This is a genomic window from Lacticaseibacillus boliensis (assembly GCF_054784775.1).
Window position 1 is genome coordinate 43,342 of record NZ_BAAIHN010000005.1, and the last position, 25,847, is coordinate 69,188.

At 55.1% G+C, this 25,847-nt stretch carries 22 protein-coding genes; 12 read left to right on the forward strand and 10 right to left on the reverse strand.

Features of this window, described 5'->3' with window-relative positions; translation table 11 throughout:
• Positions 1 to 849 carry a triphosphoribosyl-dephospho-CoA synthase gene (locus tag ACYVRB_RS03635; protein ID WP_461213616.1) on the forward strand — a complete coding sequence of 283 codons (849 nt, stop codon included), beginning with the start codon at positions 1 to 3 and terminating at the stop codon, positions 847 to 849.
• A gap of 86 nt (positions 850 to 935) precedes the next feature.
• On the opposite strand, the gene asnA is transcribed toward ACYVRB_RS03635, so the two are convergent.
• On the reverse strand, positions 936 to 1,943 hold the full coding sequence (asnA, locus tag ACYVRB_RS03640) for an aspartate--ammonia ligase (protein ID WP_461213617.1): 1,008 nt from the start codon (positions 1,941 to 1,943) through the stop codon (positions 936 to 938).
• A 551-nt stretch (positions 1,944 to 2,494) separates the two neighbouring features.
• On the opposite strand from asnA, the gene ACYVRB_RS03645 reads away from it, so the two are divergent.
• Together ACYVRB_RS03645 and ACYVRB_RS03650 are read left to right on the forward strand one after the other, a co-directional pair.
• Entirely contained in the window at positions 2,495 to 2,857 is a 363-nt protein-coding gene (locus ACYVRB_RS03645) for a fluoride efflux transporter FluC (protein ID WP_461213618.1), read from the forward strand.
• Positions 2,845 to 3,192, forward strand: a complete 348-nt coding sequence (locus ACYVRB_RS03650) for a fluoride efflux transporter FluC (RefSeq protein ID WP_461213619.1) — start codon at positions 2,845 to 2,847, stop codon at positions 3,190 to 3,192. The genes ACYVRB_RS03645 and ACYVRB_RS03650 overlap by 13 nt, the downstream gene beginning before the upstream one ends.
• Here the strand turns inward: ACYVRB_RS03650 and ACYVRB_RS03655 are convergent.
• The gene (locus ACYVRB_RS03655) at positions 3,189 to 3,746 is read right to left on the reverse strand and encodes a LysE family transporter (protein WP_461213621.1); all 558 of its coding nucleotides are present in this window, start codon (positions 3,744 to 3,746) and stop codon (positions 3,189 to 3,191) included. The genes ACYVRB_RS03650 and ACYVRB_RS03655 overlap by 4 nt on opposite strands.
• Before the next feature lie 116 nt (positions 3,747 to 3,862).
• On the opposite strand from ACYVRB_RS03655, the gene ACYVRB_RS03660 reads away from it, so the two are divergent.
• Positions 3,863 to 4,264, forward strand: a complete 402-nt coding sequence (locus ACYVRB_RS03660) for a MarR family winged helix-turn-helix transcriptional regulator (protein ID WP_461213623.1) — start codon at positions 3,863 to 3,865, stop codon at positions 4,262 to 4,264.
• Here the strand turns inward: ACYVRB_RS03660 and msrA are convergent.
• Positions 4,258 to 5,049: a peptide-methionine (S)-S-oxide reductase MsrA gene (gene msrA / locus ACYVRB_RS03665; RefSeq protein ID WP_461213625.1), complete on the reverse strand. Its 792-nt coding sequence runs from the start codon at positions 5,047 to 5,049 to the stop codon at positions 4,258 to 4,260. The two genes, ACYVRB_RS03660 and msrA, sit on opposite strands and share 7 nt — an antisense overlap.
• A 138-nt stretch (positions 5,050 to 5,187) precedes the next feature.
• Between msrA and ACYVRB_RS03670 the strand changes: the two genes are divergently transcribed.
• A complete protein-coding gene (locus ACYVRB_RS03670; protein WP_461213627.1) occupies positions 5,188 to 6,723 on the forward strand; it encodes a hypothetical protein in 1,536 nt (511 codons plus the stop codon).
• A gap of 48 nt (positions 6,724 to 6,771) precedes the next feature.
• Here ACYVRB_RS03670 and ACYVRB_RS03675 read toward each other — a convergent pair whose 3' ends face one another.
• Together ACYVRB_RS03675 and ACYVRB_RS03680 are read right to left on the reverse strand one after the other, a co-directional pair.
• Entirely contained in the window at positions 6,772 to 7,359 is a 588-nt protein-coding gene (locus ACYVRB_RS03675; protein WP_461213628.1) for a DUF1648 domain-containing protein, read from the reverse strand.
• A complete protein-coding gene (locus tag ACYVRB_RS03680) occupies positions 7,349 to 7,624 on the reverse strand; it encodes an autorepressor SdpR family transcription factor (RefSeq protein ID WP_461213630.1) in 276 nt (91 codons plus the stop codon). Before ACYVRB_RS03680 ends, ACYVRB_RS03675 begins: the two co-directional genes overlap by 11 nt.
• A 300-nt stretch (positions 7,625 to 7,924) precedes the next feature.
• On the opposite strand from ACYVRB_RS03680, the gene ACYVRB_RS03685 reads away from it, so the two are divergent.
• A complete protein-coding gene (locus ACYVRB_RS03685) occupies positions 7,925 to 9,289 on the forward strand; it encodes an Nramp family divalent metal transporter (protein ID WP_461213631.1) in 1,365 nt (454 codons plus the stop codon).
• A 94-nt stretch (positions 9,290 to 9,383) separates the two neighbouring features.
• On the opposite strand, the gene ACYVRB_RS03690 is transcribed toward ACYVRB_RS03685, so the two are convergent.
• Entirely contained in the window at positions 9,384 to 10,259 is an 876-nt protein-coding gene (locus ACYVRB_RS03690; RefSeq protein WP_461213632.1) for an aldose 1-epimerase family protein, read from the reverse strand.
• A gap of 599 nt (positions 10,260 to 10,858) precedes the next feature.
• Positions 10,859 to 11,524: a GntR family transcriptional regulator gene (locus tag ACYVRB_RS03695; RefSeq protein WP_461213633.1), complete on the reverse strand. Its 666-nt coding sequence runs from the start codon at positions 11,522 to 11,524 to the stop codon at positions 10,859 to 10,861.
• Between the two features lie 170 nt (positions 11,525 to 11,694).
• Here ACYVRB_RS03695 and ACYVRB_RS03700 point away from each other — a divergent pair, with 170 nt between their 5' ends.
• Both ACYVRB_RS03700 and uxuA read left to right on the forward strand, forming a co-directional pair.
• The gene (locus ACYVRB_RS03700; protein ID WP_461213634.1) at positions 11,695 to 13,311 is read left to right on the forward strand and encodes a mannitol dehydrogenase family protein; all 1,617 of its coding nucleotides are present in this window, start codon (positions 11,695 to 11,697) and stop codon (positions 13,309 to 13,311) included.
• 3 nt (positions 13,312 to 13,314) lie between these two features.
• On the forward strand, positions 13,315 to 14,391 hold the full coding sequence (gene uxuA / locus ACYVRB_RS03705) for a mannonate dehydratase (RefSeq protein WP_461213636.1): 1,077 nt from the start codon (positions 13,315 to 13,317) through the stop codon (positions 14,389 to 14,391).
• Positions 14,392 to 14,826: 435 nt separating this feature from the next.
• On the opposite strand, the gene ACYVRB_RS03710 is transcribed toward uxuA, so the two are convergent.
• Positions 14,827 to 15,303 (reverse strand): hypothetical protein, encoded by a 477-nt coding sequence (locus tag ACYVRB_RS03710; protein ID WP_461213637.1) that lies wholly within the window; start codon positions 15,301 to 15,303, stop codon positions 14,827 to 14,829.
• A 505-nt stretch (positions 15,304 to 15,808) separates the two neighbouring features.
• Here ACYVRB_RS03710 and ACYVRB_RS03715 point away from each other — a divergent pair.
• The 3 genes from ACYVRB_RS03715 to ACYVRB_RS03725 all read left to right on the forward strand — a co-directional run bounded on the left by ACYVRB_RS03715 (position 15,809) and on the right by ACYVRB_RS03725 (position 23,678).
• The gene (locus ACYVRB_RS03715) at positions 15,809 to 22,315 is read left to right on the forward strand and encodes an EAL domain-containing protein (RefSeq protein ID WP_461213638.1); all 6,507 of its coding nucleotides are present in this window, start codon (positions 15,809 to 15,811) and stop codon (positions 22,313 to 22,315) included.
• Positions 22,316 to 22,404: 89 nt separating this feature from the next.
• A complete protein-coding gene (locus ACYVRB_RS03720) occupies positions 22,405 to 23,088 on the forward strand; it encodes an EAL domain-containing protein (RefSeq protein ID WP_461213639.1) in 684 nt (227 codons plus the stop codon).
• 158 nt (positions 23,089 to 23,246) lie between these two features.
• Complete coding sequence (locus ACYVRB_RS03725; RefSeq protein ID WP_461213641.1) at positions 23,247 to 23,678, forward strand: MarR family winged helix-turn-helix transcriptional regulator; 432 nt, start codon at positions 23,247 to 23,249, stop codon at positions 23,676 to 23,678.
• On the opposite strand, the gene ACYVRB_RS03730 is transcribed toward ACYVRB_RS03725, so the two are convergent.
• Entirely contained in the window at positions 23,664 to 23,960 is a 297-nt protein-coding gene (locus tag ACYVRB_RS03730; RefSeq protein ID WP_461213642.1) for a hypothetical protein, read from the reverse strand. The two genes, ACYVRB_RS03725 and ACYVRB_RS03730, sit on opposite strands and share 15 nt — an antisense overlap.
• An 88-nt stretch (positions 23,961 to 24,048) precedes the next feature.
• Between ACYVRB_RS03730 and ACYVRB_RS03735 the strand changes: the two genes are divergently transcribed.
• On the forward strand, positions 24,049 to 24,912 hold the full coding sequence (locus ACYVRB_RS03735; RefSeq protein WP_461213644.1) for an RluA family pseudouridine synthase: 864 nt from the start codon (positions 24,049 to 24,051) through the stop codon (positions 24,910 to 24,912).
• Positions 24,913 to 24,990: 78 nt separating this feature from the next.
• Here the strand turns inward: ACYVRB_RS03735 and ACYVRB_RS03740 are convergent, their stop codons facing one another.
• On the reverse strand, positions 24,991 to 25,800 hold the full coding sequence (locus ACYVRB_RS03740) for a helix-turn-helix transcriptional regulator (RefSeq protein WP_461213645.1): 810 nt from the start codon (positions 25,798 to 25,800) through the stop codon (positions 24,991 to 24,993).
• Between the last annotated feature and the right edge of the window lie 47 nt (positions 25,801 to 25,847).

A 25,847-nucleotide genomic window follows, 5' to 3' on the forward strand; every position in this document is an offset into this window, starting at 1 on the left:
ATGTCAGTGTATACGCCTGCGCAACTCGCAAATTTTGCCACTCGGGCTTTGTTGTATGAAGTCAGTCTGAACCCCAAGCCTGGGTTGGTGGATCCGGTCAGCTCGGGACCGCATCCGGATATGACCGTCTTCACCTTCATCGACTCCAGCCTCAGCCTGCAGCCGTACCTCTTGGCGTGTGCAACAACCGGTGGCGGTTGGGAGGCTGACCTGCCGCAGCTGTTTCAGGCGCTCCGGCCGGCCGGCATCCAGGCGGAGCAGGCAATGTTTGCCGCGACAGGCGGCGTCAACACACACAAAGGGGCCATCTTTTCACTGGGGATCCTCGTGGCGGCCGTCGCGTTTCAACAACGCCATGCGGCTTACCGCGAGGTGCAAGCAGTCGTCCGGGCCATGATGGCAGGCGTCACCGCGCATGATTTTGCAGACGTTGGTAAAAAGGCTGCAGACGCGCTGACCAATGGCGAACAACTTTACCTTGCGCACGGCTTGACCGGCGTGCGCGGCGAGGCAGAGGCCGGTTACCCCAGCGTCTTTGGCAGTGGCCTGCCAACGCTGGAACAAGCGACAGGGACGCTGAACGAGCGGTTGCTCGACAGCCTGCTGGCGATCGTCACACGTTTTACAGACACCAATCTGGTCCACCGGGCAGGCACCGTCACGATCTTACCGGTGGCGCAACAACAAGCCCAAGCGATCCTCGATGCAGGCGGCGTCCATACGCAAAGCGGCCAGGCGCTGTTGGCGCAGATGAATGCCGATTTTCTCGAGCAGAATCTGAGTTTGGGCGGTTCTGCAGACATGTTGATCTTGACGATTTTTCTTGCCTTGGTCGCTGAGATCATCTGAGACACAAAAAAACACCCTGGTATCACGATCGAAGGATCGTGATGCCAGGGTGTTTTAAGTAGACGATTTCGTATTATATAGTAGGTTTACAGCAGATGAATGTCGTCTGCTTCGCAGGCATCGATCATTTCTTGAGGCCAGACGCTGGCTTGGACTTCACCGACATGGGCTTTGCCTAAGAGCAGCATGCACAGACGTGACTGGCCGATCCCACCGCCGATGGTGTAAGGCAGTTCGCCTTTCATGATCTTTTGGTGGAATGGCAGGGACAACCGGTCTTCAGCGTCGGCGATCTTCAGCTGACGGGCCATGGCGTCTTCGTCGACACGGATACCCATGGAAGAAACTTCCAGCTTGCAATCGAGTGGTTCGTACCAGAAGATGATGTCGCCGTTTAAGCTCCAGTCATCATAGTCAGGGGCGCGGCCGTCGTGACGCTTGCCGGACTTCAAAGCCCCGCCAATCCCCATGATGAAGACACAGCCGAGTTCTTTGGCGATCTTGTCTTCGCGTTGCATCGGGGTCAGATCAGGCCAGCGATCTTCCAGTTCTTGGGTGGTAACGAAGTGGATCTCGTCTGGTAAATGGTGCACGGCTTCTGGGTACTTGTACCAAACTTCGTGTTCCATGTGCTTGATGACCTTGAAGATCTGCCGAACAGTGGTCTTCAGGGTTTCGATCGTGCGTTGGTCTTTGGTGATGACCTTTTCCCAGTCCCACTGGTCAACGTAGATGGAGTGGAAGTTGTCCAGCTCTTCGTCTTTGCGGATCGCGTTCATGTTGGTGTAGAGGCCCTCGCCTGGTTGGAAACCGAATTCGCCCAAGGCGTTGCGCTTCCACTTAGCCAAGGAATGCACGATTTCCATCGTGTGACCAGGCATCGCTGCCATGGTGAAGGAAACAGGCGCTTCAACGCCGTTCAGGTTGTCGTTCAACCCGGTGGCCTTGTCGACCATCATTGGGGCGGAAACCCGGCTGAGGTTCAGTTGCTTGCCGAATTCTTCTTGGAAGGTTTCCCGGATGTAACGAATGGCTTCTTGGGTCTTACGCGGGGACAATTTAGGATCATAATCTTGTGGTGTGATTAATTGCATGAACAAAACTCCCTTATTTATATTTGAGACAAAATAAAAAAGTCTTTTGCCCCTTAGATTTCAAGGGACGAAAGACTTTATTTCGCGGTACCACCCAAGTTGCCCGACATACCTCGGGCCACCTCATTAGCGCACGATCATGCGCTTTCGGATGATAACGCCCCGAACGACGACCACGTCTACTCGGCTTGCGCCTTTGGGGTGGCAACTGGGAGAGTGTTATTCGGAAATCTGCCTACCGTCGTGTTTACACTGGCCACGACTCACTGGAGGAGCGGGATCTCTTACTTGTCTCTCGTAAGTTTTTCGTTTTGTTTTAATGTTGCTTATCATAGCCGCTTCGTTGACATTGCGCAACACCTTTTGTCAAAAAACATGCCATCAGAGGCAAAAATATTTTGACCGGCATTACAAAAACCCCGTCACGGTGCGGTTTCGAATTTAAAAAAAGTTTTTTTCAACGGGTTTGGCATGCGACGGTTACTTGCAGAAGCCGGCAGGCACGCGTAATCTAACCGTACTATCATTATTGCTGGAAAGGTCGGATTGTGATGAAACAATGGTTGGCAGTATTTGGTGGCGGGGCGCTCGGTGGCCTCGCCCGTTACGGGGTGAGCAGCGTGATGCCGGCCGCCCACGGGTTGGCGGCGACAACGACCGTCAATCTTGTCGGGAGCTTCTTGTTGGCGTTCATCACCTTCGGCCTCGCCCGGCGTGTCGATTTGCCGGACTGGTTGATCTTGGCGCTGGGCACCGGGTTCGTCGGCGCCTTCACGACCTGTTCGACCTTGACGCTTGAGGTGGTGACCTGGCACGCCTTGGTGTGGCTGATCGGGGACGTCACGCTAGGTCTGGCCGCCGCGGGGTTGGGCTTGTGGACAGCTAACAAGGTGGTGCCAACATGGTCGCGCTAGTCGCAATAGGTGCCGGCATCGGGGCGTGTCTGCGGTACGCGCTGACGTTGATCGGCAAAAAGCTCACGCCCACCTGGCCGCTGGCGACCATGGTCATCAACACGCTCGGGGCGCTGGCGGCAGGTGCGCTCACCGGTGCCACCGTCAGCGCGGCCGCCGCTGCGTTCTTGTTGACGGGGATGTGTGGCGGGTTCACGACCTTTTCCACCTTCATGGTCGACAGCGTGATCTTGTTGCGCAATCGCCGGTTTGCGTCGTTTACCACCTATTATCTGGGAACCGTTGTGCTGGGGATCGTCAGTTTAGTCGCCGGGTTGTGGCTCGGCCAGCGTTAACGCCACAAGTCGACGGCGGCAAAGACTAACAGGCAGGCGACGGCGACGTTGATAAGGCGGAAGTGCTGTTGATAAAAGCGGTTGATCAGTTGCCCACCGCCAGTCCAAGCAAAGGTGCCCAGTGAACCGAGCACAACCATCACCACCCAGCGTGCCGGGATGCTGTTAAGCAATCCTGGCAGCGTAAACGCGCCGAGGCCGGTGATGAAATATAGGTAGCACTTGATGTTGGTGAACTGTAGCAGCAACCCGGTGACGAAACTGTCGGAATCGTTGCCGCCGTCTTCTGGGCGGCTGACGGCGACGTGGTAGGCGAGATAGGCTAGGTACGCCGCACCGACGACTTTCATGGCGGTGATAAAAATCGGCGTGTGTTGCAGCCAACCTGCAAATAATGCCGCCAAGATCCCCATGATGCCCATACCAGCGGCCATCCCGAAGTTGAGCCGCAAGCTGTGTGTCAAGCCGCGGGTTTGGCCGGATACCATGGCTATCAAGGTGTTGGGGCCTGGGGTGAAGGACATGATCAAAACAAATGAAAAGAATGCGAGCATAGCAGTTTCCTCCAGATAATCATTGCAGGTGCAATGAGTTATTAGCTCGTAGTGTACGCGCAAGTGATTGCAGATGCAATTACTTTTTGCTATCCTTAGCGTAAGGAGGATATGCCATGTTTGATGTTATTCGTGAGATCGGCGCGATCACGCGCACGATCCAGACCGAAAGCAACGCCACGTTTCGTCCTGTTGGCCTCGATAATAACCGCTTCATCTACGTGATCCGCGTCTGCGAGCGGCCGGGGATGTATTTAGGCGCGGTGGCAGACGGCATCCAGATCGATCGTACGACGGCGTTTCGCACGGTTAAGAAGCTCGTCGCAGACGGCTGGTTGACGCTGCGCGAAGACCCAGACGACAAGCGCCTACGCCGCGTTTTTCCCACGGCCAAGGCCACGGCGATCTATCCGCGGCTGCACGCCTTCGAGCAGGCCAATTCCGACCACTTGCTTGCCAACCTTACCGATGCGGAACAAAAGCGGCTGACGGCGCTGATGCAAAAGCTTAACTACTGAAGCTTGCGAGAAAACCACCCGCGCAGGCGCTGGGCGGCGAGAAACTGCTGGCGGGCGCGGTGGATGCGGGCATAGCGTTGCGGCTGTTTGCGATAAAACTGCTGGTGGTAGTTTTCCGCCGGCCAAAATGGTTTGGCGGCTTCGATGGCAGTGACGATCGGCTTGGCGAAGCGGTGGCTGGCGGCCAAGGCGCTTTTTGACGCGGCGGCCGCTGTTTGTTGCGCGGCGGTCGTGGTGAAGATCACCGGGCGGTACATCGGCCCGCGGTCGTTGATCTGGCCGAGGGCGTCGGTCGGGTCACTGAGTTGCCAGTACAGCGCGACCAGGTCGTCGTAGCTGACGAGCGCCGGGTCGAAAACGACCTCGACGGCCTCGACGTGGCCGGTGGTGCCTGAATGGACCTGATCGTAGGTGGGATGCGGGAGGCCGCCGCCGGTGTAGCCTGACAGCACCGAGACGATCCCAGGCAGGTCTTCGAATGGTTGCACGAGACACCAGAAACAGCCGCCGGCAAAAATCGCCCGTTCATACTTGGCCGCGGCTTCGGTGTGTTTGGCAAAATCATATGACGGCACCGCCTCTTGACGCAACGCGCTATAAAAATCAGCGACCGCCGGCGTCAGGTTGTCGCGCAAGGCCAGTGGGCGCAGTGCGGCTTCCAGCCGCGACCAGGCGGCGCGATCATGGTGTTCCAAGGCGGCCTTGGCGTGTTGGAGCTGTTCGCGTTCCCAAGCGCGGGTGCCGGGATCCAACAACAAGTTGTACAGGGTGGCGAGCTCAGGCATGACGGCGTCCTCCTTTAGATGATTAAACGCTTACAATCTAATTGTACCCGATAATTTAGACGGCGACAATCGCCGGACTGGACAAGGAGACCGTTCGCGCGTATTATTGAACGTACGTTTGTTTTTTTGGAGGTCGACATGTTCACGCTTGCTTATTCACCGCTTCACGCGGCTAATCCTAAACTCACCCGCAACCTGTTTGCCGCCGGGGTTGCCGTGCACACCAAGCGCCTGGGTGCGCGGCGCCAAACCTGGCAGCGGCTCGGTGAGTGCGTGCTCGCCCATGCCCAGTGGTGGTACGGCCAAGACGTCACCGCCAAGCTGTGGCTGGCACTGCGCCCGCAGCGCGTGGATGCCTATCTGGCGGCCCACCGCGACGAGTGGCTGGCGCAGGTGGTGGGGATGCTGGTAGCCTTTGATCTCGCAGAACCGCTGGCGACAACGTTGACGCCTGAGTGGCCGGCACTAGACGCAGACCCGACGCCTGAAGCCAAGCGTTGGGGGTTGGAACACCAACTGCCTGTTCGGGTGAGCGCGTGGGTGTTTGCCGGCACGCTGGCGACGCCCACCGGTATGGCGCTGGTGCAGGCGCTAGGGGGCAAACCGCCGTTGCCGGGCTTGACGGAAGGCCAGGTCGCGCGTGCCGTGCAGGTATTGCAGCCGCCTTTTGCCCCGCTGCCAGCAACGTGGCGGCAAGCGCAGGATAAGCCAGCGCCTGCGGCAACGGCGGCGCCGGCGCCGGCGCCAGAAACGAAGCTGCCGCCGGTCGCGCCGGCTTTTGTCCGCGAGTTGCAGCAACAGTTGACGCAAGTTGAACGCCACGGCGGCCAGTTCGTCCAGGTCTTGCCGCTGGCACTCAACCTCGCTTCTTTATTGGGGGCTTTGCGCAATCATGGGCGGCTGCAAAAGTTGCAGCTGATCGCGCCGCGTATCACCAGTGGTGGGTTGCACGAGTTGGCGGCGGTGATCGACCAAGCCGTCGTGCTCGACCACGCACAGGTCACGATCGTCTCGGGACAAGTTGAACAGACCCCGGCAGCCGCGGCGGATTTTGCGGAGCTTCAAGCCGCCGGCGTGACGCTTGCCACGACGGGACGGCGGCCGCTGGAAGCGCGGCTGGTGCTGCTTGAGTTTGCGCAGGTGACGCTGGCCGTCAGCGGCTCGAGCATGATCACCGCTGCGGCTTATCACACCAGCCTGGAACTCGACACTTTGATCATCAGCCAGGCGAATCCCTATGCCGCGTGGCTGGCGAGCCTGATGCCGCAACTCAAGCCGCTGGTGCCACAGGCGAAGCAGGCGCCGACGCGGCAGCGCCTGCTGTCCAAGGCCAGCGACCAGCTCGCCAACTTCAAGGCCAGAGTCGCGGCGGTCCAAGACAGCGACACCCATCAGCGACTGGCCGCTTGGCTGTATTATCAGCCCCAAGCGCCGGTGGCGATGACGCTTGGCGGCGTCGATTATTTCGCGCTGGCTTTCCCCCAGTATGATACCGTCGTGGTCGACACGTTCACCCCGAACAACGCGCTGTTTTACCAGCACGGCGGGGCGGTGTTGCAGCTGGCGACGGCGACGAGCAAGCAAGAACTCGTCGCGCTGGGGGCCAAGCGGGCGTATCACACCGACGTGCCGATCAGAACGCGCGTCCGGCGGATCCTCACCCAAGGCGATTGACTGGCAAAAAAGCACTGAGACAATCATGGGTCTCAGTGCTTTTTTGCGCTAATTCAAGATGTTGATGCCGGCGATGGCGACAACCGCGATCCCGACGATGATGGCCGAGACCAGCGGCAACGTGAAAAGGCTCAACAGCAAGGCGATGCCGGCGGCGACCATGGCGTAGCCGGTGTTGCGAGTCGCCCGCTTGCTCAAGAGACGTTGGTGCGGCCAGGTCAGGCTGTGTTGATAGCCGGCAGGGACGGTTGGTAGGTAGTTGCCCATGGCGATGAAGATCGCGGCGACCAATACGATGGCGATCCGCCAGATGTCGACGTGCTGGCCGAGGTTGTAGGCAATAGTCGTCAGGTACGCGACGACGGTGACGGCGGGGATGATCCAGGCCACCACGCGCTCGAATCTCGGTGCGCGCTGGCGCTTGCGGCTGACCGTCAAGGCAAAAATCTGTCCCAGCGCCATCAACAGCGGCAACCCGAAGACGACCAGCGCGCGACTGCCGTAGCCGTTCGGGTCACTGCTGATGCCCCAGTGGGTGGCCAGACGCATGGGAAGTCGGTTGTAAACGGCGGCGCCGTAAAGCATCGGTGCGAGGATGACAGGGAGCGTGACAGCAAGGGTCGTTTTAGTTTTCATTATTTTGTCCTCCAAGTTCGTAGATCCAACTCAGCAATTCTTCAAACACAGACGCGTTGAGGCTGTAGATCACATAATTCTTGTCTTTGGTCTGCGTGATCAGCCCCGCTTCGCGCAACAACCTGAGGTGATAGGAAACCGTGGCGGTAGTGAGGTTGAAGCGCGCGGCGATGTCGCCGGCGCTGCGATCTTGATCGCGCAGGCAATCGAGGATCTGGCGGCGGATCGGGTCGCTGATCGCTTTCAGGGTTTGGTTAAGGGCCATCGGGGTGCCTCCTATTTAGAATTATCTCTAAATAGATAGTAACATCTATTTAGAAAAATGTCTAATTAGTATTTTCGTTCCCACGAATTGAGTGGGCACTAACCTTACGGGGACAAGTGCCTGCGAATGCCGTAATAGCGGGATTAAAAAACTTTGGGTGTCCTAAAAATTCCACTTGTAATTGTTCAGTAATATAGGTATAGTATTCTATGGAAATTGAACGGGCGCTCGACCAAGCCCTGGTACGGAAACCAAACTGGTCACCGAATTTCTAAACCAATAGAAAAGAGGTTCATTCTAATGAACAAGCATATCGATATCGAGCGGATCAAGTCGGAAGACGCCATGGCTGACAAGTCGCTTGATGAGATCAATGGCTCCGTTGAGGTGCCGACCAACGCCGGCTTCCTCAAGACGTTGATGGCCTACACAGGACCGGGGATCTTGATCGCCGTCGGGTATATGGATCCAGGTAACTGGATCACCTCTATCGCCGGCGGGGCGCAATACAAGTATCGCCTGCTCGCCGTGGTCTTGCTTTCCAGCTTGATCGCGATGCTGTTACAATCCATGGCTGCCAAGCTGGGGATCGTCACCGGCAAAGACTTGGCGCAGCTGACGCGGCTGCATACAGGCAAGGTCTCTGGCTTCTTGCTGTGGATCGTTGCTGAATTGGCGATCATGGCGACAGATATCGCGGAAATCATCGGGTCTGCGATCGCGATCCAGCTCTTATTCCACATTCCGCTGGTCATCGGGATCATCATCACAGCCTTAGACGTTTTGCTGCTATTGCTGTTGATGAAACTCGGGTTCCGGAAGATCGAAGCCATCGTCGCGACCTTGGTGGCCGTGATCCTGCTGGTTTTTGCCTATGAAGTGTTCCTGGCCAAGCCGAGCATCACCGGGATCTTGAACGGCTATGTGCCAACCCAGGCGATCTTGCAAAATCATGGCATGTTGTATCTGACCTTAGGGATCGTCGGGGCGACCGTCATGCCCCATGACTTGTATCTCGGGTCGTCGATCTCACAGACACGGAAGGTCGACCGTAACAACCGCGCTGAGCTCGCCAAGGCGGTGCGCTTCTCCACGATCGATTCTAATGTGCAGTTGTTCTTAGCCTTCATCGTCAACTCCTTGTTGCTGATCTTAGGCGCGGCGCTGTTTTACGGCACCAACTCCAGCCTCGGCCGGTTCGGCGAACTGTTCAACGCTTTGCAAGACTCATCGGTGGTCGGTGCGATCGCCAGCCCGATGCTGTCGATGCTGTTCGCGGTTGCCTTGCTGTCTTCCGGGCAGTCGTCGACGATCACCGGGACCTTGTCCGGGCAGATCATCATGGAAGGCTTCATCCGGTTAAAGGTGCCACTGTGGGTCCAGCGGGTCGTTACCCGTGGCTTGTCAGTGACACCAGTGCTGATCTTCGCATTCATCTATCACGGCAACGAAGCCAAGATCGAAGGTCTGCTGACGTTTTCTCAGGTGTTCTTGAGTATCGCGCTACCGTTTGCGGTGGTGCCACTGGTGATCTTCACCTCCAGCAAGAAGCTGATGGGGGAATTCGCCAACCATACCTGGTCGAAGGTCTGTGCGTGGATCGCGACCGGCGTCTTGATCGCCTTGAACATCTATTTGATCTTACAGACGATCGGGGTCTTATAAAATCACTGAAGTCTCGCTGCGGCGGGGCTTTTTTTGACAGCAAAACGGCGCGCGGCCATCCACAAAGGATGCTCGCGCGCCGTTATTTTAGTGATTAGTCTAAGGTCATGCTGTAGCCGTAATGCTTGGAGGCATCAGGATCCAGCGTGTTGTTGCCAGGCTTCTTGAACCAGTCAACAGGCTTGCCGGCGGCGTCTGGTAAGCCGGCGAAAGGTTCAACACAAAGGAATGGGGCCTTCTTGTGTTCAGCGGTCCAGATGGTGACGTATGGAAAGTCATCCAAGGAGACGGTGACGTGATGGCTGCCATCGTTAGCAGCCAAGGTTGCAGCCTTGGTCTTTGGCGCGTCAATGATGATTAAGCCGCCATCCATCAAGTCGTGGTTCAAAGCGACCTTGTTGCCATCAGCTGCGGCAAAGTCGCTGAGGGTGCCATCACGGAATGGCACTGGGCCGGTACCGAAGTTTTGCACTGGCAATGCGGCACCCTCGAGTTCCAGATGGTAGTCTTCGAGTGGTGCGTACAGTTCGAAGGCTGGATGGTGACCTAAGGCATAAGGCATCGGCTTGCGGTCGTGGTTGGCAACCGTGAAGTCAACGGTCAAACCAGTCGCGGTCAAGGTGTAGGTGACGCTCAATTCGTAGGCGAATGGGAACTTCTTGAGGGTATCTGCACTGGCGGTTTGCTTCAAGGTAACGCTGTTTTCAGCGGTTTGACGGACGTTGTCGAACGGAAAGTCACGGGCGAAGCCGTGTTGATCCATCGAATATGTTTTGCCATCGAGCAGATAGACGCCATCGTTGGAACGGCCGATGGCTGGGAAAAGGATCGGTGCGTGGCGATTCCAGAACTTTTGTTCAGGGTCGACGATCAAATAGTTACGACCATCTGATTTGCGGGTGATCTGTTGGAGCTCGGCGCCGTCTTCGCTGACGGTTGCCGTAAACTGGGCATTTTGAATAGTGATCATATTAAAAGGGACCTCCTTATATTTGCACAAGTTTTTGGGCTTGTATGCGATTACATGTTAACGTTAACACATGGCTGGACTAACGTCAAAAAAATTTTCATATAAAATGGAAAAGCGGTGATGCTGGGATAAGGGACGCACGAATTGAGACGCTAATCCCATCTCAAGCGTATGTCAGGGCAATGCCAACTCATTGCTGGCATAAACAGGCCGCTAGCGGCTCATAGCGAATCGAACTTGTGGAAGCACCATCAAGACCGGATAGCTGGTGAAAGCGGCGAATCATCAAGGGGCTGATCCCGGTATGGCGGCTTACCTGCACCAGGTACGTCGTCCGGCATATGCCGAGGGGCGCTGGGGGTCGTGGCAACGATACCAGAAGAGGCGACAATGAGGAAAATGCCAAAATCTAATATATTAATATTCACAAATAAGGCTTTAGTGGCACTGATTCAACTGTCGAGCATGCTCACATTGGCTGATTGGCGAGAATAAAAGCAGCACAAAAAAACGCCCTGTTTTTGTCTTCAAAACAGGGCGTTATGTGCAATAAAGAGCTAATCTTTCGTGATGAGGATACGGATAATTATTGAATGGCACTATTCGAAATAGTCTGGGTGGAGTTTCAAGGCGACCTTAATATCGTCGTCCACCATGTGTAAATGCCGGCCGACACAAGTTTCGGCGCGTTTGGGGACCTTGTCCGCCACCGCGGCGACGATCGCCCGGTGATCGTCGAAAATCTGTTGCCAGTCCAGATCAGACACTTCCAAGCGGAGATAGCGGAAGCGATTGAACTGCAGGTTGACGACCTGCAGCCAGTTCCAGACGAACGCTTTGTGGTCGATTTTATAGAAGGTCTGATGGAACGACTCGTCCAAGTTGAAGAACTGGTCGTAGTCTTTGGAGTGTAGATACAACTCCTGCAGCTCGATCAGCTTCTGCAATTCTTGCAGGTCGGCTTTGGTGATGTGCGTGATGGCCTCAGAGACGACAAGCTTTTCGATGCTTTCGCGGACAAACCGGGCCTGATACACTTCGTCGATGCTGATCTTGGCAACGTAAGTCCCGCTTTGGGGCCGGACGTTCAGCAGGCCTTCACGGCTCAGCCGCAAGAAGGCTTCACGCATGGGTGTTGCGCCGATCGAAAGCTCGTCTTGCAAACTTTTTTTATTGATACGCTCGCCTGGTTTCAACTCCAGACGCAGGATCTTGTTGCGGATGGCAACGTATGCCTCGTCTTGAAAACTCGTAATTTCAGCCATATTCAGACTCCTCTGACAATCGTTCTGTGATCAGTATAACAATTATATTTGATCGCGACAAAAAATAATTCCTTGCTTGTAATCGGATTCAGTCCATGTTAAAGTGATGACGTTAACTGATATATTAGTGTAATTAATTAAGCTCTAAAAACGAAAGGAGCATACCACTTATGGTGCGCTTAACTGATGATTATCTCAAAGATTCTTCTGCCTTTGCCGCTGCGGGAATCACGGTTCCGCAATTTGATCAGGCTGAGGTCAAGCAGGCGACCGAAGAAGCGCCGATCTGGGTTCACTTTGGCGGCGGGAACTTGTTCCGTTGCTTCCATGCCAAGATCGCCCAAGACTTGTTGAATGCCGGCGAATTGAAGGCCGGTGTGGTCGTTGCGGAAACTTATGATGACGGCGTGGTGGCACAAGCTTACAAGCCCTTCACCAACCGCGTGTTACAGGTGGTGATGGATGAAGCCGGTAATTACGACAAGACGCTGGTTGCCAGCGTCGCAGATGCCGTTTATTACAATCAAGCCAACGCTGCAGGCTGGGCCCACCTCAAGGCGATTTTTGAAAAGCCAAGCCTCCAGTTTGTCACCATGTCCATCACGGAAAAAGGTTACGCCTTGCAAGACGTGAACGGTGATTTGACGCAGGCGGCGCAAGCCGATATTGCCGGCGCGCCTGATGACGCGCGTACCAACATGGGCGCCATCGCCCGCCTGTTACTCGCCCGCTACAACGCCGGCAAGTTCCCGATCGCGATGGTTTCCACGGATAACTTCTCCGAAAACGGCCAGCGTTTCCAAGATGCCATCATGACCATTGCGAACGGTTGGGCAGAAAAGGGCACCGTCGATCAAGGCTTCATTGATTATCTGAGTGACCCGAAGCAGGTCAGCTTCCCTTGGAGCATGATCGACCGGATCACGCCGAACCCGGCGGAATCCGTTGCCAAGATCCTCAAGGACAGCGGCTTTGAAGACACCGACATTATCCACACCGCCAAACACACGAACATCGCCCCGTTTGGGAACACCGAAGTCACCCATTATCTGGTCATTGAAGACAGCTTCCCGAATGGCCGTCCAGCGTTGGAAAAGGCTGGTGTCATTCTCGCTGATCGCAACACCGTCAACGATGCTGATCAGATGAAGGTCACCGCGTGCTTGAACCCGCTGCACACCGGCCTCGCCATTTTCGGTTCGGTACTGGGCTACACCAGCATCGCCGAAGAAATGACCAACCCGGATCTGGTCGCCTTGGTCAAGCAGGTCGGCTACAACGAAGACCTGCCGGTAGTGAAGGACCCGAAGATCATCGATCCCAAGAAATTCATCGACGAGGTCATCAACAAGCGCCTGCCGAACAAGAACATTCCAGACACGCCGCAGCGGATCGCCAGCGATACCTCGCAGAAGATGCCGATCCGTTATGGCGTCACGCTGCAGCACTACTTGGATAGGAAGAAAGATACCAGCGAACTCAAAGCGATCCCGCTGATCATCGCCGGTTGGTGCCGCTTCTTGATGGCGGTCAAAGACGATGGGGAAGCCTTTGAACCAAGCCGCGATCCGCTGTTGAGCAAGTTGCAACCATATGTAGAAAACGTCCACTTAGGCGACACCATCGATGCGCACGCCGTGTTGCAGCCGATCTTGTCCAACAAGCAGATCTTCCCAGCAGACCTGGACGCCGCCGGCTTGACGACGAAGATCGAAGGCTACTTCACCCGTATGATCACCGGTACGGGGGCCGTTGCCAAAACCTTACATGAAGAATTAGGAGACTAAGTTATGAAGAACATGGGATTTCGTTGGTACGGGCCAAAAGATGACCCGATCACATTGCAAAACATTCGCCAGATTCCTGGCACGACCCAAGTTGTCGGTGCACTCTTCGATGTGCCGGTCGGGGAAGTCTGGCCCAAAGCCAAGATCGCTGAGCTGAAGAAGGAAGTCGAAGACGCCGGCTTGAAGCTGGAAGTCATCGAATCCGTCAACATTCACGATGACATCAAGATCGGCAAGCCGAGCCGCGATCAATACATCGAAAACTACAAGCAAACGATCCGCAACCTCGCCGAATACGGCATCAAGGTTATCTGCTACAACTTCATGCCGGTGTTCGACTGGCTGCGCACAGATCTGCACTATGTCTTGGAAGATGGTTCTAACGACATGGCGTTTGAAGCTGACAAGTTGGCCGACGATCCGCAAGAGATCATCGACTCGACCCGCAATGGTTCCAATGGTTACACCTTGCCCGGCTGGGAACCGGAACGGCTGGCGACGATCGAAGGCCTTTTCAAAGCTTATAAAGACGTCGATGAAGCCAAGCTGCGCGAGAACATGAAGTACTTCCTCGATGCCATCATTCCGGTTTGTGAAGAATGCGACGTCCGCATGGCGATGCACCCGGACGATCCGCCGCGCCCGTTGTTCGGTCTACCGCGGATCTACAAGAATGCGGAAGACATGCGCGCCATCGAAGCCATGCACGAATCCAAGTACAACGGCTTCACGATCTGCACCGGTTCTCTGGGTGAAAATCCTAAGAATGACGTGCCTGCCATCATTCGCGAGTTCGTGCAAAAAGACCGCGCACCATTCATCCACGCTCGCAATATCAAGTTCATGAATGCCAAAGGCGACTTCCACGAATCCGCCCATCTGTCTTCAGAAGGCAGCCTGGACATGTATGAGATCATGAAGGCTTTGCACGACACCCACTTCGACGGCTACATTCGTCCTGACCACGGCCGCAACATCTGGGGTGAAGACGGCGTGCCGGGCTACGGCCTGTACGACCGCGCCTTAGGCATTGCCTATCTGAACGGTCTCTGGGAAGCACTGGAAAAGGATAACAAGTAACCCAGAGCTTGATGGTGCGTACTTAGCGGGTCGGGTAGCCTAGCTATCGTGCTTGGGGCGGGCTTGGCCCCGAGCATGATAGCGTAGCTAGCTGTACCCGCGTTGCTTTGCGTAGCTCGACGACAACCCCAGAGCGAAGCAAAGCGGTTTTAGGCGGGAGTCTAAGATGGCTTGGGCTGGAGCGGCAGTGCCGCGCAAGACCGAGACAGCTTAGACAGCCTGTGTAGCTCGACGACAACCCCAGAGCGAAGCAACGCGGTTTTAGGCGGGAGTCTAAGATGACTTGGGCTGGAGCGGCAGTGCCGCGCAAGATCGAGACAGCTTAGACAGCCCGCCGTTGCTTTGTGTAGCTCGACGATAACCTAAAGCAAAACGGTAAACTCAAAAAGGAGCACCACCCGCCAAAATCGGCAGGTGGTGCTCCTTTAGTTTAGCTTAACGATCAGCGGCAACTTTGCTCAGTTGGTCGTTGGTACGGTTAACGGCACTACCATTGCGGGTACGGGTCACACCGTTTTTGACTTCGCGAACGGTGATCGTGGTGCCATCGTCGTTGAGTTGCGCGGAGTAGGCGCTCACGCCTGCTGGCAGGTCGCTTTGGTCGACAACAAGTGTGGAACCATCGACCGTATAGTTGACGGTGTTCAAGGCATTGGTGTCATTGCTGAACAGATCAGCGATCTGAACTTGGGAGGCTTTGTCGCTGACGCCGGCAAAGCTCAAGGTGTCGGCACCGTGATTGATGCCAGTGTTCTTTTGGCTGATGTAGGCTTGTGGGGTGTAGAAGTCATCGTTTTGAATCTGGGCGATGGCTGGGTTTGTGCTGCTGACGGCGGAAACGTTGACGACCTGGATGATCGCAACCAGTGCGGCAACGGCAACAACGGCGATGAGTAGGGCAAACTTCTTCATGGGTAATTTCTCCTTTACTGTGTAAACATTGATTTAATTTCTGTATCAGTATTTTTTTGACAATCATCATTGTACACGATTAATTGAAATTGTGAAGTGTAATTTTCACTTTTCTATGGAAATCCTAATTTTCATGTAATCCCAGTGATGAGAAGGGCAGTTAACGTTAACACTTTATGAAATAAGAACCCGTGCCGTGCTTGAAAGATGTCGCTTTCGGAAAATATTACTGTCTTCGAACTTAGCCGATTGTTGTATCAGCACAGATAGAAATAGCCAATTAATTTGGCATTAGAATACATTTCAAGACAGGCGGCGAATTATTTGGTGACCGAAAATCGGTAAAACATATAATAGTGAAATATTTATCATAATAATATTGACGTTAAATAAGTATAGTGTTTTAATTGAGACGTAAGTTGTAAGTTAAATTGTTTACATAAAATCTATACTTTTGTAAACCGCACATTTCGGGAGAACGTGCAAAAACTTGGGGGAATCACAGATGAGCCACACAACAACGGATGAAAAAGTAAGGTTTAAGTTATATAAAGATGGCAAACAGTGGGTCACGGCGGGTATCGTCACTGGGGTAGCAATCCCAGTTGCGTTATTTTCTGCGGCCCTTTTGACACCTGTAACGAGCGTGAATGCAACTAGTGCTGATGTTGGTTATGTCTATCCAGGCAACGGGGACGCATCGGTTTTTTCAGATGCCATTAAAAAAGGTTACCTATACGATGCGACGACCAACGGTGCCAGCTCCGTCCAAATCGATGCGAGCCAGATGCAGGCGATCGAAGCCGCACACATGAAGCTGATCTTGCGCGATGACCAGTGGCAGCTCGAACCGATGTCTGATGATCAGAAGGTCGACTTTAATACCGTGGTGGGGCAGATTGGTTTCCCAGCGGCGGCTGTATTAAGTGCGCCCACGTCTGGGAGTAACGAACAAACGCTGCTGAGTTATCTGGCGGGCAGTGGGGCCTTGACCGTTAACGGTGGCAGTATGGTCGGTGTCAATAATGGCGTGAAGAATCGGTTACTGTCTGGTAATGGCATTGCGATGAATGGGACTAACACACTGAGCGCAGAATCCACCCCCATCGGCACCACCCCATACAGTGCCATCGTTTCCGGACCGTTAAATAAACTGGTTATCGATGGCGGGACGCCTAATGGCAAGACGCTGATCACCGATGGCGGCACGCTACAAGGTAGTGGCAGGTTGTCGACGGCGATGACGAACTCGCTGACACAGTACAGCTTTTCCGATGGCTCGATGGCCGACGAGATGCGGTCGGTACGTTCTGCCGCCACAAGTTTGCTGGCATACTGGGGCACCAAGGTCAGCGCAGACTCTGCGCAGACGAAATCGACGACTGGTGGCGATAACTCAACATGTGAGTTCGACTTCAGCAAGGCGACCCAAGATGATAACGGCAACTGGCTCTTCGACTTCAACGCAGATAACTTCAACAACGCTAACTTCATGAATTTCAAATTCACCAATACCGATCTGTACAAAGGCGGCAATGTGATCCTGCAGGTCAGCGGCAAGAGCGACCTTGAATTTGATCATGAAGCCGATTCGTTCGTCCAGAGTGCTTCTTTCATCACCGGAGGCAAGCTGTATTTGGCAGTGCCAAACGGGAACAAGATCACGATTCCCAACGCGGCGTCGGCTGGGAAGAATGTCAACCTCATCGCGCCAACTTCCGACTATGTTTCTAACGAGCCCTGTTACAACGGCATCGTCGGGCTGATCAATGGGGCGGCTGACGGTAGTGGGAGCAACAATCCAGGCGGGGATGGTTATCACAAGCCAGACGGCGGCGACACGATCGCCAAGGTGCCGGACCCTGTCACCAATCCTGGTGGCAACGACACCCCGACGACCGGTGACCAAACGCCAAAAAATGATGACAAAACGCCAAAAACCGCGACGATCACGGAAGACTTTACCTATCAATTGGCCGGTGCAGACAAAATCGATAAGAAGTATCAGCCAAGTCTGGGTGCTGACCTCAAAAAGACGCTTACCGCGACGATTACCGATGGTGGGGTCTCTTTAGATGGCGATGTGGCAGAAGCACCGCAAGTCAAAGACGGCACATACAAGAACGCTGATGGCACCGACTACACCATTTTCACCGATAAGAATGGAACCTGGGCAAAGTTCACCGCTGATGACGGCACCGTTTATACCTATAAGGTTGCTGTCACGTATGACAATCCGGCTTACACCAACGCCAAGCAGGTGAATGCGGCCAAGGCGACGCTCAAGGCCGGCGACAAGATCGCTTACGGCGTTCATGTCACGTACACCTTCGACAACGCTGCTAACGCACAGACAGGTGAACCAATCGGTGCTGGTGTTAAGGTCGATCAAGGCACTAGCGCAACGCCGGTCAAGGTTCAACAAACCATTCACTATCGCTATGCAGACGGTGTCGATGGCGATCCCGCCGCGCTACCTAAAGATACGACAGAAACCGTCAACGCAATCAAGAGCGATGATCTGATTCATGTAGACGGCACGTTCGTCGATCAACCCAATCTTGATGAGATCAAGATCACTACGGATAACGGAGATGTCACGGTGCTTGAAGGCACTGCTGACAACACCGGCTGGGATGAGTCTGCCATCGTCAACAAAGTCAAAACGGCTGATGACAGTTTGATCACCAACATCATCAACGTCATTTATGCGCCTTCGACGACAACGAAGCACAAGACAGTCACGTTTACCGATGAAGTCGATTATGATTTTGACGGTGATAAGGGTGACTCGAGTTTACTTCCTAAGGATTATGAACGTCAGGCAACAATCAGTTATGTCGAAACCACTGATTCCGAAGGCCACAAGTCATACAGTGACTGGCAAGTGCAAAAAGGGCTCGACAGTTTGAAAGTGCCGGCACTTGACGGCTACACAACGGAAACCGATAACGACATCACGGATGACGGGATTCTTCAAATGTTGAAGGCGATCGGTCCGATGGATGGTGCCTCAGCAATTACTGATGTGATTTATACGATGATTCCACAGCAGAAGAATGATGTTGGTACCCCAGTAGCAGTCGGTTCTGATACGGGTACGCCGGTAGCAGTCGGTTCTGACACTGGTACGCCGGTGGCAGTCGGTTCTGATACAGGCACGCCAGTAGCAGTCGGTTCTGACACTGGTACGCCGGTGGCAGTCGGTTCTGATACAGGCACGCCGGTAGCGGTCGGTTCTGATACAGGCACGCCGGTAGCGGTCGGTTCTGATACAGGCACGCCGGTGGCAGTCGGCTCCGATACGGGTACGCCAGTAGCAGTCGGTTCTGATACGGGTACGCCAGTAGCAGTTGGTTCCGATACAGGTACGCCGGTAGCAGTAGGATCCGATACAGGTACGCCGGTAGCAGTCGGTTCTGATACCGGTACGCCTGTAGCGGTCGGTTCTGATACAGGTACGCCGGTAGCGGTCGGTTCTGATACAGGTACGCCGGTAGCAGTAGGATCCGATACAGGTACGCCGGTAGCAGTCGGTTCTGACACAGGCACGCCGGTAGCGGTCGGTTCTGATACAGGCACGCCGGTGGCAGTCGGCTCCGATACGGGTACGCCGGTAGCAGTCGGCTCCGATACAGGTACGCCAGTAGCAGTCGGTTCTGACACTGGTACGCCGGTGGCAGTCGGTTCTGATACAGGCACGCCGGTAGCAGTTGGTTCCGATACAGGCACGCCAGTAGCAGTTGGTTCTGATACGGGCACGCCAGTAGCAGTCGGTTCTGATACAGGTACGCCGGTGGCAGTCGGTTCTGATACAGGCACGCCGGTAGCAGTTGGTTCTGACACTGGTGTGCCGACAGATGGTGACGACACACCAACGCCGTCTGGCGACGACACACCAACGCCATCTGGCGACGACACGCCAACACCGTCAGGTGATGACACGCCGACACCATCCGGCGACGATACACCAACGCCATCTGATGATGACACACCGACACCGTCCGGCGACGATACACCAACGCCATCTGGTGATGACACACCGACACCGTCCGGCGACGATACGCCAACGCCATCTGGCGACGACACGCCAACACCGTCAGGTGATGACACGCCGACACCATCCGGCGACGATACACCAACGCCATCTGGTGATGACACGCCAACGCCATCCGGCGACGACACGCCAACACCGTCTGGCGACGATACGCCGACGCCATCCGGTGATGATACGCCAACACCGTCTGGTGACGACACACCAACACCATCTGGCGACGATACGCCAACGCCATCTGGCGATGATACGCCGACACCATCTGGTGATGATACGCCAACGCCATCCGGCGATGATACGCCAACGCCATCCGGTGATGATACACCGACACCATCTGGTGACGACACACCAACGCCATCCGGCGACGATACGCCGACACCATCTGGTGACGATACGCCAACACCATCTGGTGACGACACACCAACGCCATCCGGCGACGATACCCCGACACCTTCTGGTGATGACACGCCGACACCATCCGGCGACGATACGCCAACACCATCTGGTGATGATACGCCAACACCATCCGGTGATGATACACCAACGCCATCTGGTGATGACACGCCAACGCCATCCGGCGACGACACGCCAACACCGTCTGGCGACGATACGCCGACGCCATCCGGTGATGATACGCCAACACCGTCTGGTGACGACACACCAACACCATCCGGTGACGACACACCAACACCATCTGGCGACGATACGCCAACGCCATCTGGCGATGATACGCCGACACCATCTGGTGATGATACGCCAACGCCATCCGGCGATGATACGCCAACGCCATCCGGTGATGATACACCGACACCATCTGGTGACGACACACCAACGCCATCCGGCGACGATACGCCAACACCATCTGGTGACGACACACCAACGCCATCCGGCGACGATACCCCGACACCTTCTGGTGATGACACGCCGACACCATCCGGCGACGATACGCCAACGCCATCCGGCGACGATACGCCAACACCATCTGGTGATGACACACCAACGCCATCTGGCGACGACACACCAACACCATCTGGCGACGATACGCCAACACCATCTGGTGATGACACACCAACGCCATCCGGCGACGACACGCCGACACCATCCGGCGATGACACGCCAACGCCATCTGGTGATGACACGCCAACACCGTCTGGTGATGACACGCCAACGCCATCCGGCGACGATACCCCGACACCATCCGGTGACGATACCCCGACACCATCCGGTGACGATACCCCAACGCCATCCGGCGACGATACGCCAACACCGTCCGGCGACGACACGCCGACACCATCCGGCGATGACACGCCAACACCGTCTGGCGACGATACGCCAACGCCATCCGGTGACGATACGCCAACACCATCTGGTGACGACACACCAACGCCATCCGGCGATGATACGCCAACACCGTCTGGCGACGGTACGCCAACGCCATCCGGTGATGACACGCCAACGCCATCTGGCGACGACACCCCAACACCATCCGGCGACGACACACCAACGCCGTCTGGCGACGACACGCCAACACCTTCTGGTGATGACACGCCGACACCTTCTGGTGATGACACGCCAACGCCATCTGGTGATGACACGCCAACGCCATCCGGCGACGATACGCCAACGCCATCTGGTGATGACACGCCAACGCCATCCGGCGACGATACCCCGACACCATCCGGCGACGATACGCCAACACCTTCTGGCGACGATACCCCGACACCATCCGGCGATGACACACCAACACCGTCTGGCGACGATACGCCGACACCGTCCGGCGATGATACGCCAACACCAGTGACAGGGAACACGCCGACACCGTCAACGAACACGCCATCGACCAACGGCACACCAACGCTGACAACGGTCAATACGCCGCTGACCGGTAATGCCACTCCGGCAATGCCGACACCGCAAGCAACGACGGTTCCCGTTCAGCCGACTGCTTCTAATGGTACGAACACACCAACGACACCTGCTACCGCTACACCAAGTAACGGCAATGTTGCCCAATTCCGCACGGTTGTGGATGCGACACAAGCACCTAGTGTTGCTGCTGCGGTGAAGACCGCGCAGGATGCCACGGCGCCTCAAGCTGGACAGAGTGCGGATGACGTCGATCCAACTGAACAAGATGCAGTTCCTGGTGCCAACGCGCTGGCCAACATTTTGCCTAACGTTCCGACTGCGACGGCTGATGCTGGCAATACCGTTTCGCCGGTGATCGATGTGCTCGATAGCAACACGAATCTCACTCACGGGAACATTTTCACCGCTGGTGGGGCGCCTGGGATGGCGGACTACACGTTCTTCTCCCAGCCGGTCATGAACACGACCACCAACTCGGTTGACCATTACGAACTTCTCTTGCGGGTCTGGGATTCCAAGCAAGGTGGCTGGCACTTGCCGGCTAGCTTCTCGATCCCGGCTTCCATGGAAGCGCACTTGATGGCGCGCGCTGTCGCCCAATTGGACGTTAAAGATGTCTCAATCAACTTGACGGAAGCGCAATTTGAAGATGAAGACACCCAAAAGGCGATCACTAAGCTGGCCCAATCCGATCAAGTCAACAAGATGACGATCGAGTTAGGTGATATTCCGTCGAGTGAAGCGCTGGATGCCAACGCGGCAACGTACCAAAACGCAGGGGTCAACATCACCCTTGATAACTTAGGCAGCCACACCGATGGCACACAGATTGCTAAGGCGGCCGGTAAGGTCAACACCTTGAAGGTTTCTCTGCGGAGTATGCGTCAAGACGGTAGTAACCTCACCCAGATAACCTCGCAACTGTCCGCTTGGCAGAAAGCGGCAAGTGCTCAAGGTGACGTCCTCGAAGTCGAAGGGGTAGAAACTAGCGACGAATTGGCGGCAGTCACCGGCTTGGGCATCACCAATGTCCAAGGCTACTACTTCAGCCGGCCGGCAATGCCAGGGACGCGTGCAGATTTAATTTAATAACCTCGTGAAAATGAAACTATTCGTAGTTTCATTTTTGCGCTAGAATGAATAAAAGGCCGGTAAACACTGGCCTGGGGGAAATGCGATTGATTACGTACACTTACTTCACACAGACGATCGTTGACAGCACCACTCAGCAGCCATCTGGCTATGAGTTGCTGTTGCGGGCATGGGATGCGGAAAAAAACGCATGGTTATTGCCACACGACTTCGAGATCACCGTTAAAATGCAGATGCGCATGATGAAACGGGTGATTCGCAGCCTGCCCAACAAGAATGTGTCGATCAACCTGACGGCTAAGCAATTTGCCGCTCAAGACACGATGCAACAGCTGATCACGTTCGCCAGCCGCACCCAAAACCTCGGCGCATTGACCGTCGAGCTGACTGAGGCGCCAACCGTTGAAGAGATCATGACGATCGGACAGGAATACCGCAATGCCGGGATCGGGATCGCCATTGACGATGTTGGTACCGATATTGAAGACTATGCGTTAGTTCGCCAGCTGGCGCCACACGCGGACATGCTGAAGTATGCGCTACAGAATCTGCGCGAACTCGGGCGTGAAAACGAAGCAGAAGCCGAGATCACACGCTGGCATCAGCTGGCCGACGATGCCGGCGTCCAATTCACACTTGAAGGCATCGAGTCCTTCAAGGATATCCAGCTTGCCCATCATCTCGGCATCGAGTGGCTTCAAGGGTTCTACTTCAGCAGGCCGGCCGAGCCGATCAAGACGTCACGAGATATGCCATTGCAACCAATGTAGCCGTCCAATCTTACCGCCCGTCTTCAGCCTGAAGGCGGGCGGTTCTTAGCTGCAAAACTTTGCAGTGGTGATTGAATTGACAGATAATGAGAGTTGCAAACGTAACCCTTATTGATTGAATTATTAGCGTCAAACAAATTTTTGTAAGAGGACTAAATATGGAATTTCAGACCCCACCAGCAGTGATGGAAGCACTATTTAAACTCAACACGTTGAATCAACAATATACCACGACGCACCTCAAGGCTTATGCGCTGACGATCCCGCAGGCGCGGGCGTTGCTATATATTGACGCGCATGCCAAGACGAATCAGAAGACGTTGGCGACATACCTGGGGAAGCAAGACGCGACGGTGACAAACCTGCTCAAGGCGCTGGAAAAGCGCGGCCTGGTGTTGCGTAAGATCACCCCCAATAACGAACGGCAAAAAGAACTGACCCTGACGCCCAAAGGCACGGCCATGGTCGCAGAGGTTCAACAGATTTTTTATGACCGAGAGACCAAAACAGCCGTCTTGCTCACAGATTCGGAGCAAAAGCAGCTGTTAACGATCTTGACGCGGCTGAACGCCGGGCTAGGAGAAGATTAGCGGGTTGGCGCCGGTGTAGTTCAGGTAGTATAAGAACGCGAGCAAGGCGTTGCCGATCAAAGACAACACAATGAACGCGTATGGCAGGGTGAAGACGTGTGACCAGGTGTCGAAGTTGAAGCGACCACGCCGACGCCCGCGGTAGCCGATCGTAAAGACCAACGCCAAGAGCACCAGCACGATTTGCAAGATCAAGCCCGGCAGATACAGCCCGGCGGCTTGGCGTTGCACGTAATAGCCACCCGCGGCGATCAAGTCGATGAGCAATGTTAGTAGTACCATAAGCGCCCTCCATTGATGGTTGAGATAGCTTAATTGTACCTGCTTGTGTCAATCGGAGCAATTCGTCCAATAGGTTAAGGAGACATTGATGCTTTTTACATTCACTTACAAGGCGACAGACGCAACGACAGTTAAGCGCCTGCTGGCCCAACACGGCGTCAGCCACCGCTTGCTCAAGAAGCTGTTTGTGGCGCAGTGCGTCTGGCTTGACCAAAAGCCAATCGCGAATAACGCCGCGGTACCAGCAGGCGGCAGTGTGCGCTTCGCCTTGCCGCCAGAATCCGGCTTGGTGCTCAGCCACCAGCCGCTGACAGTGGTGGTAGAAAACGATAACTGGCTGATTGTCAACAAGCCTGCCGGTTTGGCCAGCGTCCCTGGCCGGGCCAATCCCGACGATTCCATGCTGAACCGCGTCGGCGGTTATCTGGCAGATGCCGGTTACGTTGGCCCGCAGCCGGCGATCATCACGCGGCTTGATCGTGATACCACCGGCCTGGTCTTGGTGGCCAAGCACGCCTTCGCCCAAGGCCGCCTGGATGCGCTTGGGGTCAACGCCCAAGTCGATAAGCGGTATCTGGCGGTGGTGGGTGGCACGTTGGCGCCAAGCAGTGGGCTGATCGATCTGCCGCTGGGATTGGCCGCAGACGGCATTCACCGCGAAGTGCGCGAAGATGGCCAAAGCGCACAGACCCAATACACGGTGGTTGCCCAAAGCGCCAACGCGGCGCTGGTGCGCGTGCATCTGTTGACGGGACGCACGCACCAGATCCGCGCACATTTTGCCCATCTCGGACACCCGTTGGTAGGCGACGCCTTGTATGGTGGCGATACCAGCCACTACCAGACACAGTTACTGCAGGCTAGCGAGCTGAGCTTCATCGACCCGTTCACCCAGCAGCGACTGAGTGCGCGCTTGCCGCAACCGGCGGCGTGGGCGGAAGCGCTCGAATAGAAGAAGTAATTAACACAAGCGCTTGTCCTGTTTTCCAAAATTGGATGACAGGGCAAGCGCTTGTGTTTGTTTCGCTGATCAACCAAATTGATGGCAGTTTCTGTAGCGCAGTGGGGTATAACCAGTGTCGCGTTTAAAGGCTTGAATGAACCGTGAAATGTCCGTGAATCCGGTACGTGCGGCGATGGTTTGGATCTGCCAATCGTCATGTGCCATCAGTAGCGCCTTAGCCTTTTTGATACGATAGTTGGTCAAGTATTGAAGGGGCGTCATGCCGTAATACTCGCGGAACAGTTTGCTTTGGTGTTGGGCGGAATAGCCGGTGATCGCGCAGAAATCCGCGTTGGTGATTGGCTCGGCATAGTGCGTATCGATATAATCGATGATCGGTTTGAATAGCGAGTAATCATAGTAGGTGTCGGTCGCGTTGTTGTTTTCGCGAATCAGCAATAAAAATCGATAAACCGCGATCGATTGCTCCATGCGCATCTCGGGACTTTCATCTGCGAAAAGGGTGAAGTGTTTTGGAATGAAATTGGCAAGTTGCGGCGTCAGCTCGGTGAAGTAAAGGAAATGGTCTAAACCCAAACTCGTCGTCAGTTCGTGGGCGATGGTTCCTGAAAACGACAGAAAAGAAGTGTGCCATTCTGAGGTTAAAGGCCGGTATGCGTGTGGAACGCGGGGATGAAACAGGATCGACTGGTTGGCGGCAAGCGTGATCTTGCGATGATCGATTTCAATCTCGCCGACGCCGTCTATTGTCTGCAGCCAGTCGAATTCTTGATGCCCATGAACGGAGCGGTCGACTTTGTGTTGCAACCAATCAGTACCGACAAGGTGAAAAGCTAATGGTGCGTCACTGTCGACAATCAAACTTTCTGCAAGCATAGCGTCACCTCCTCAATTTGTAGTATAGGTCACAATGATTTTGAAGG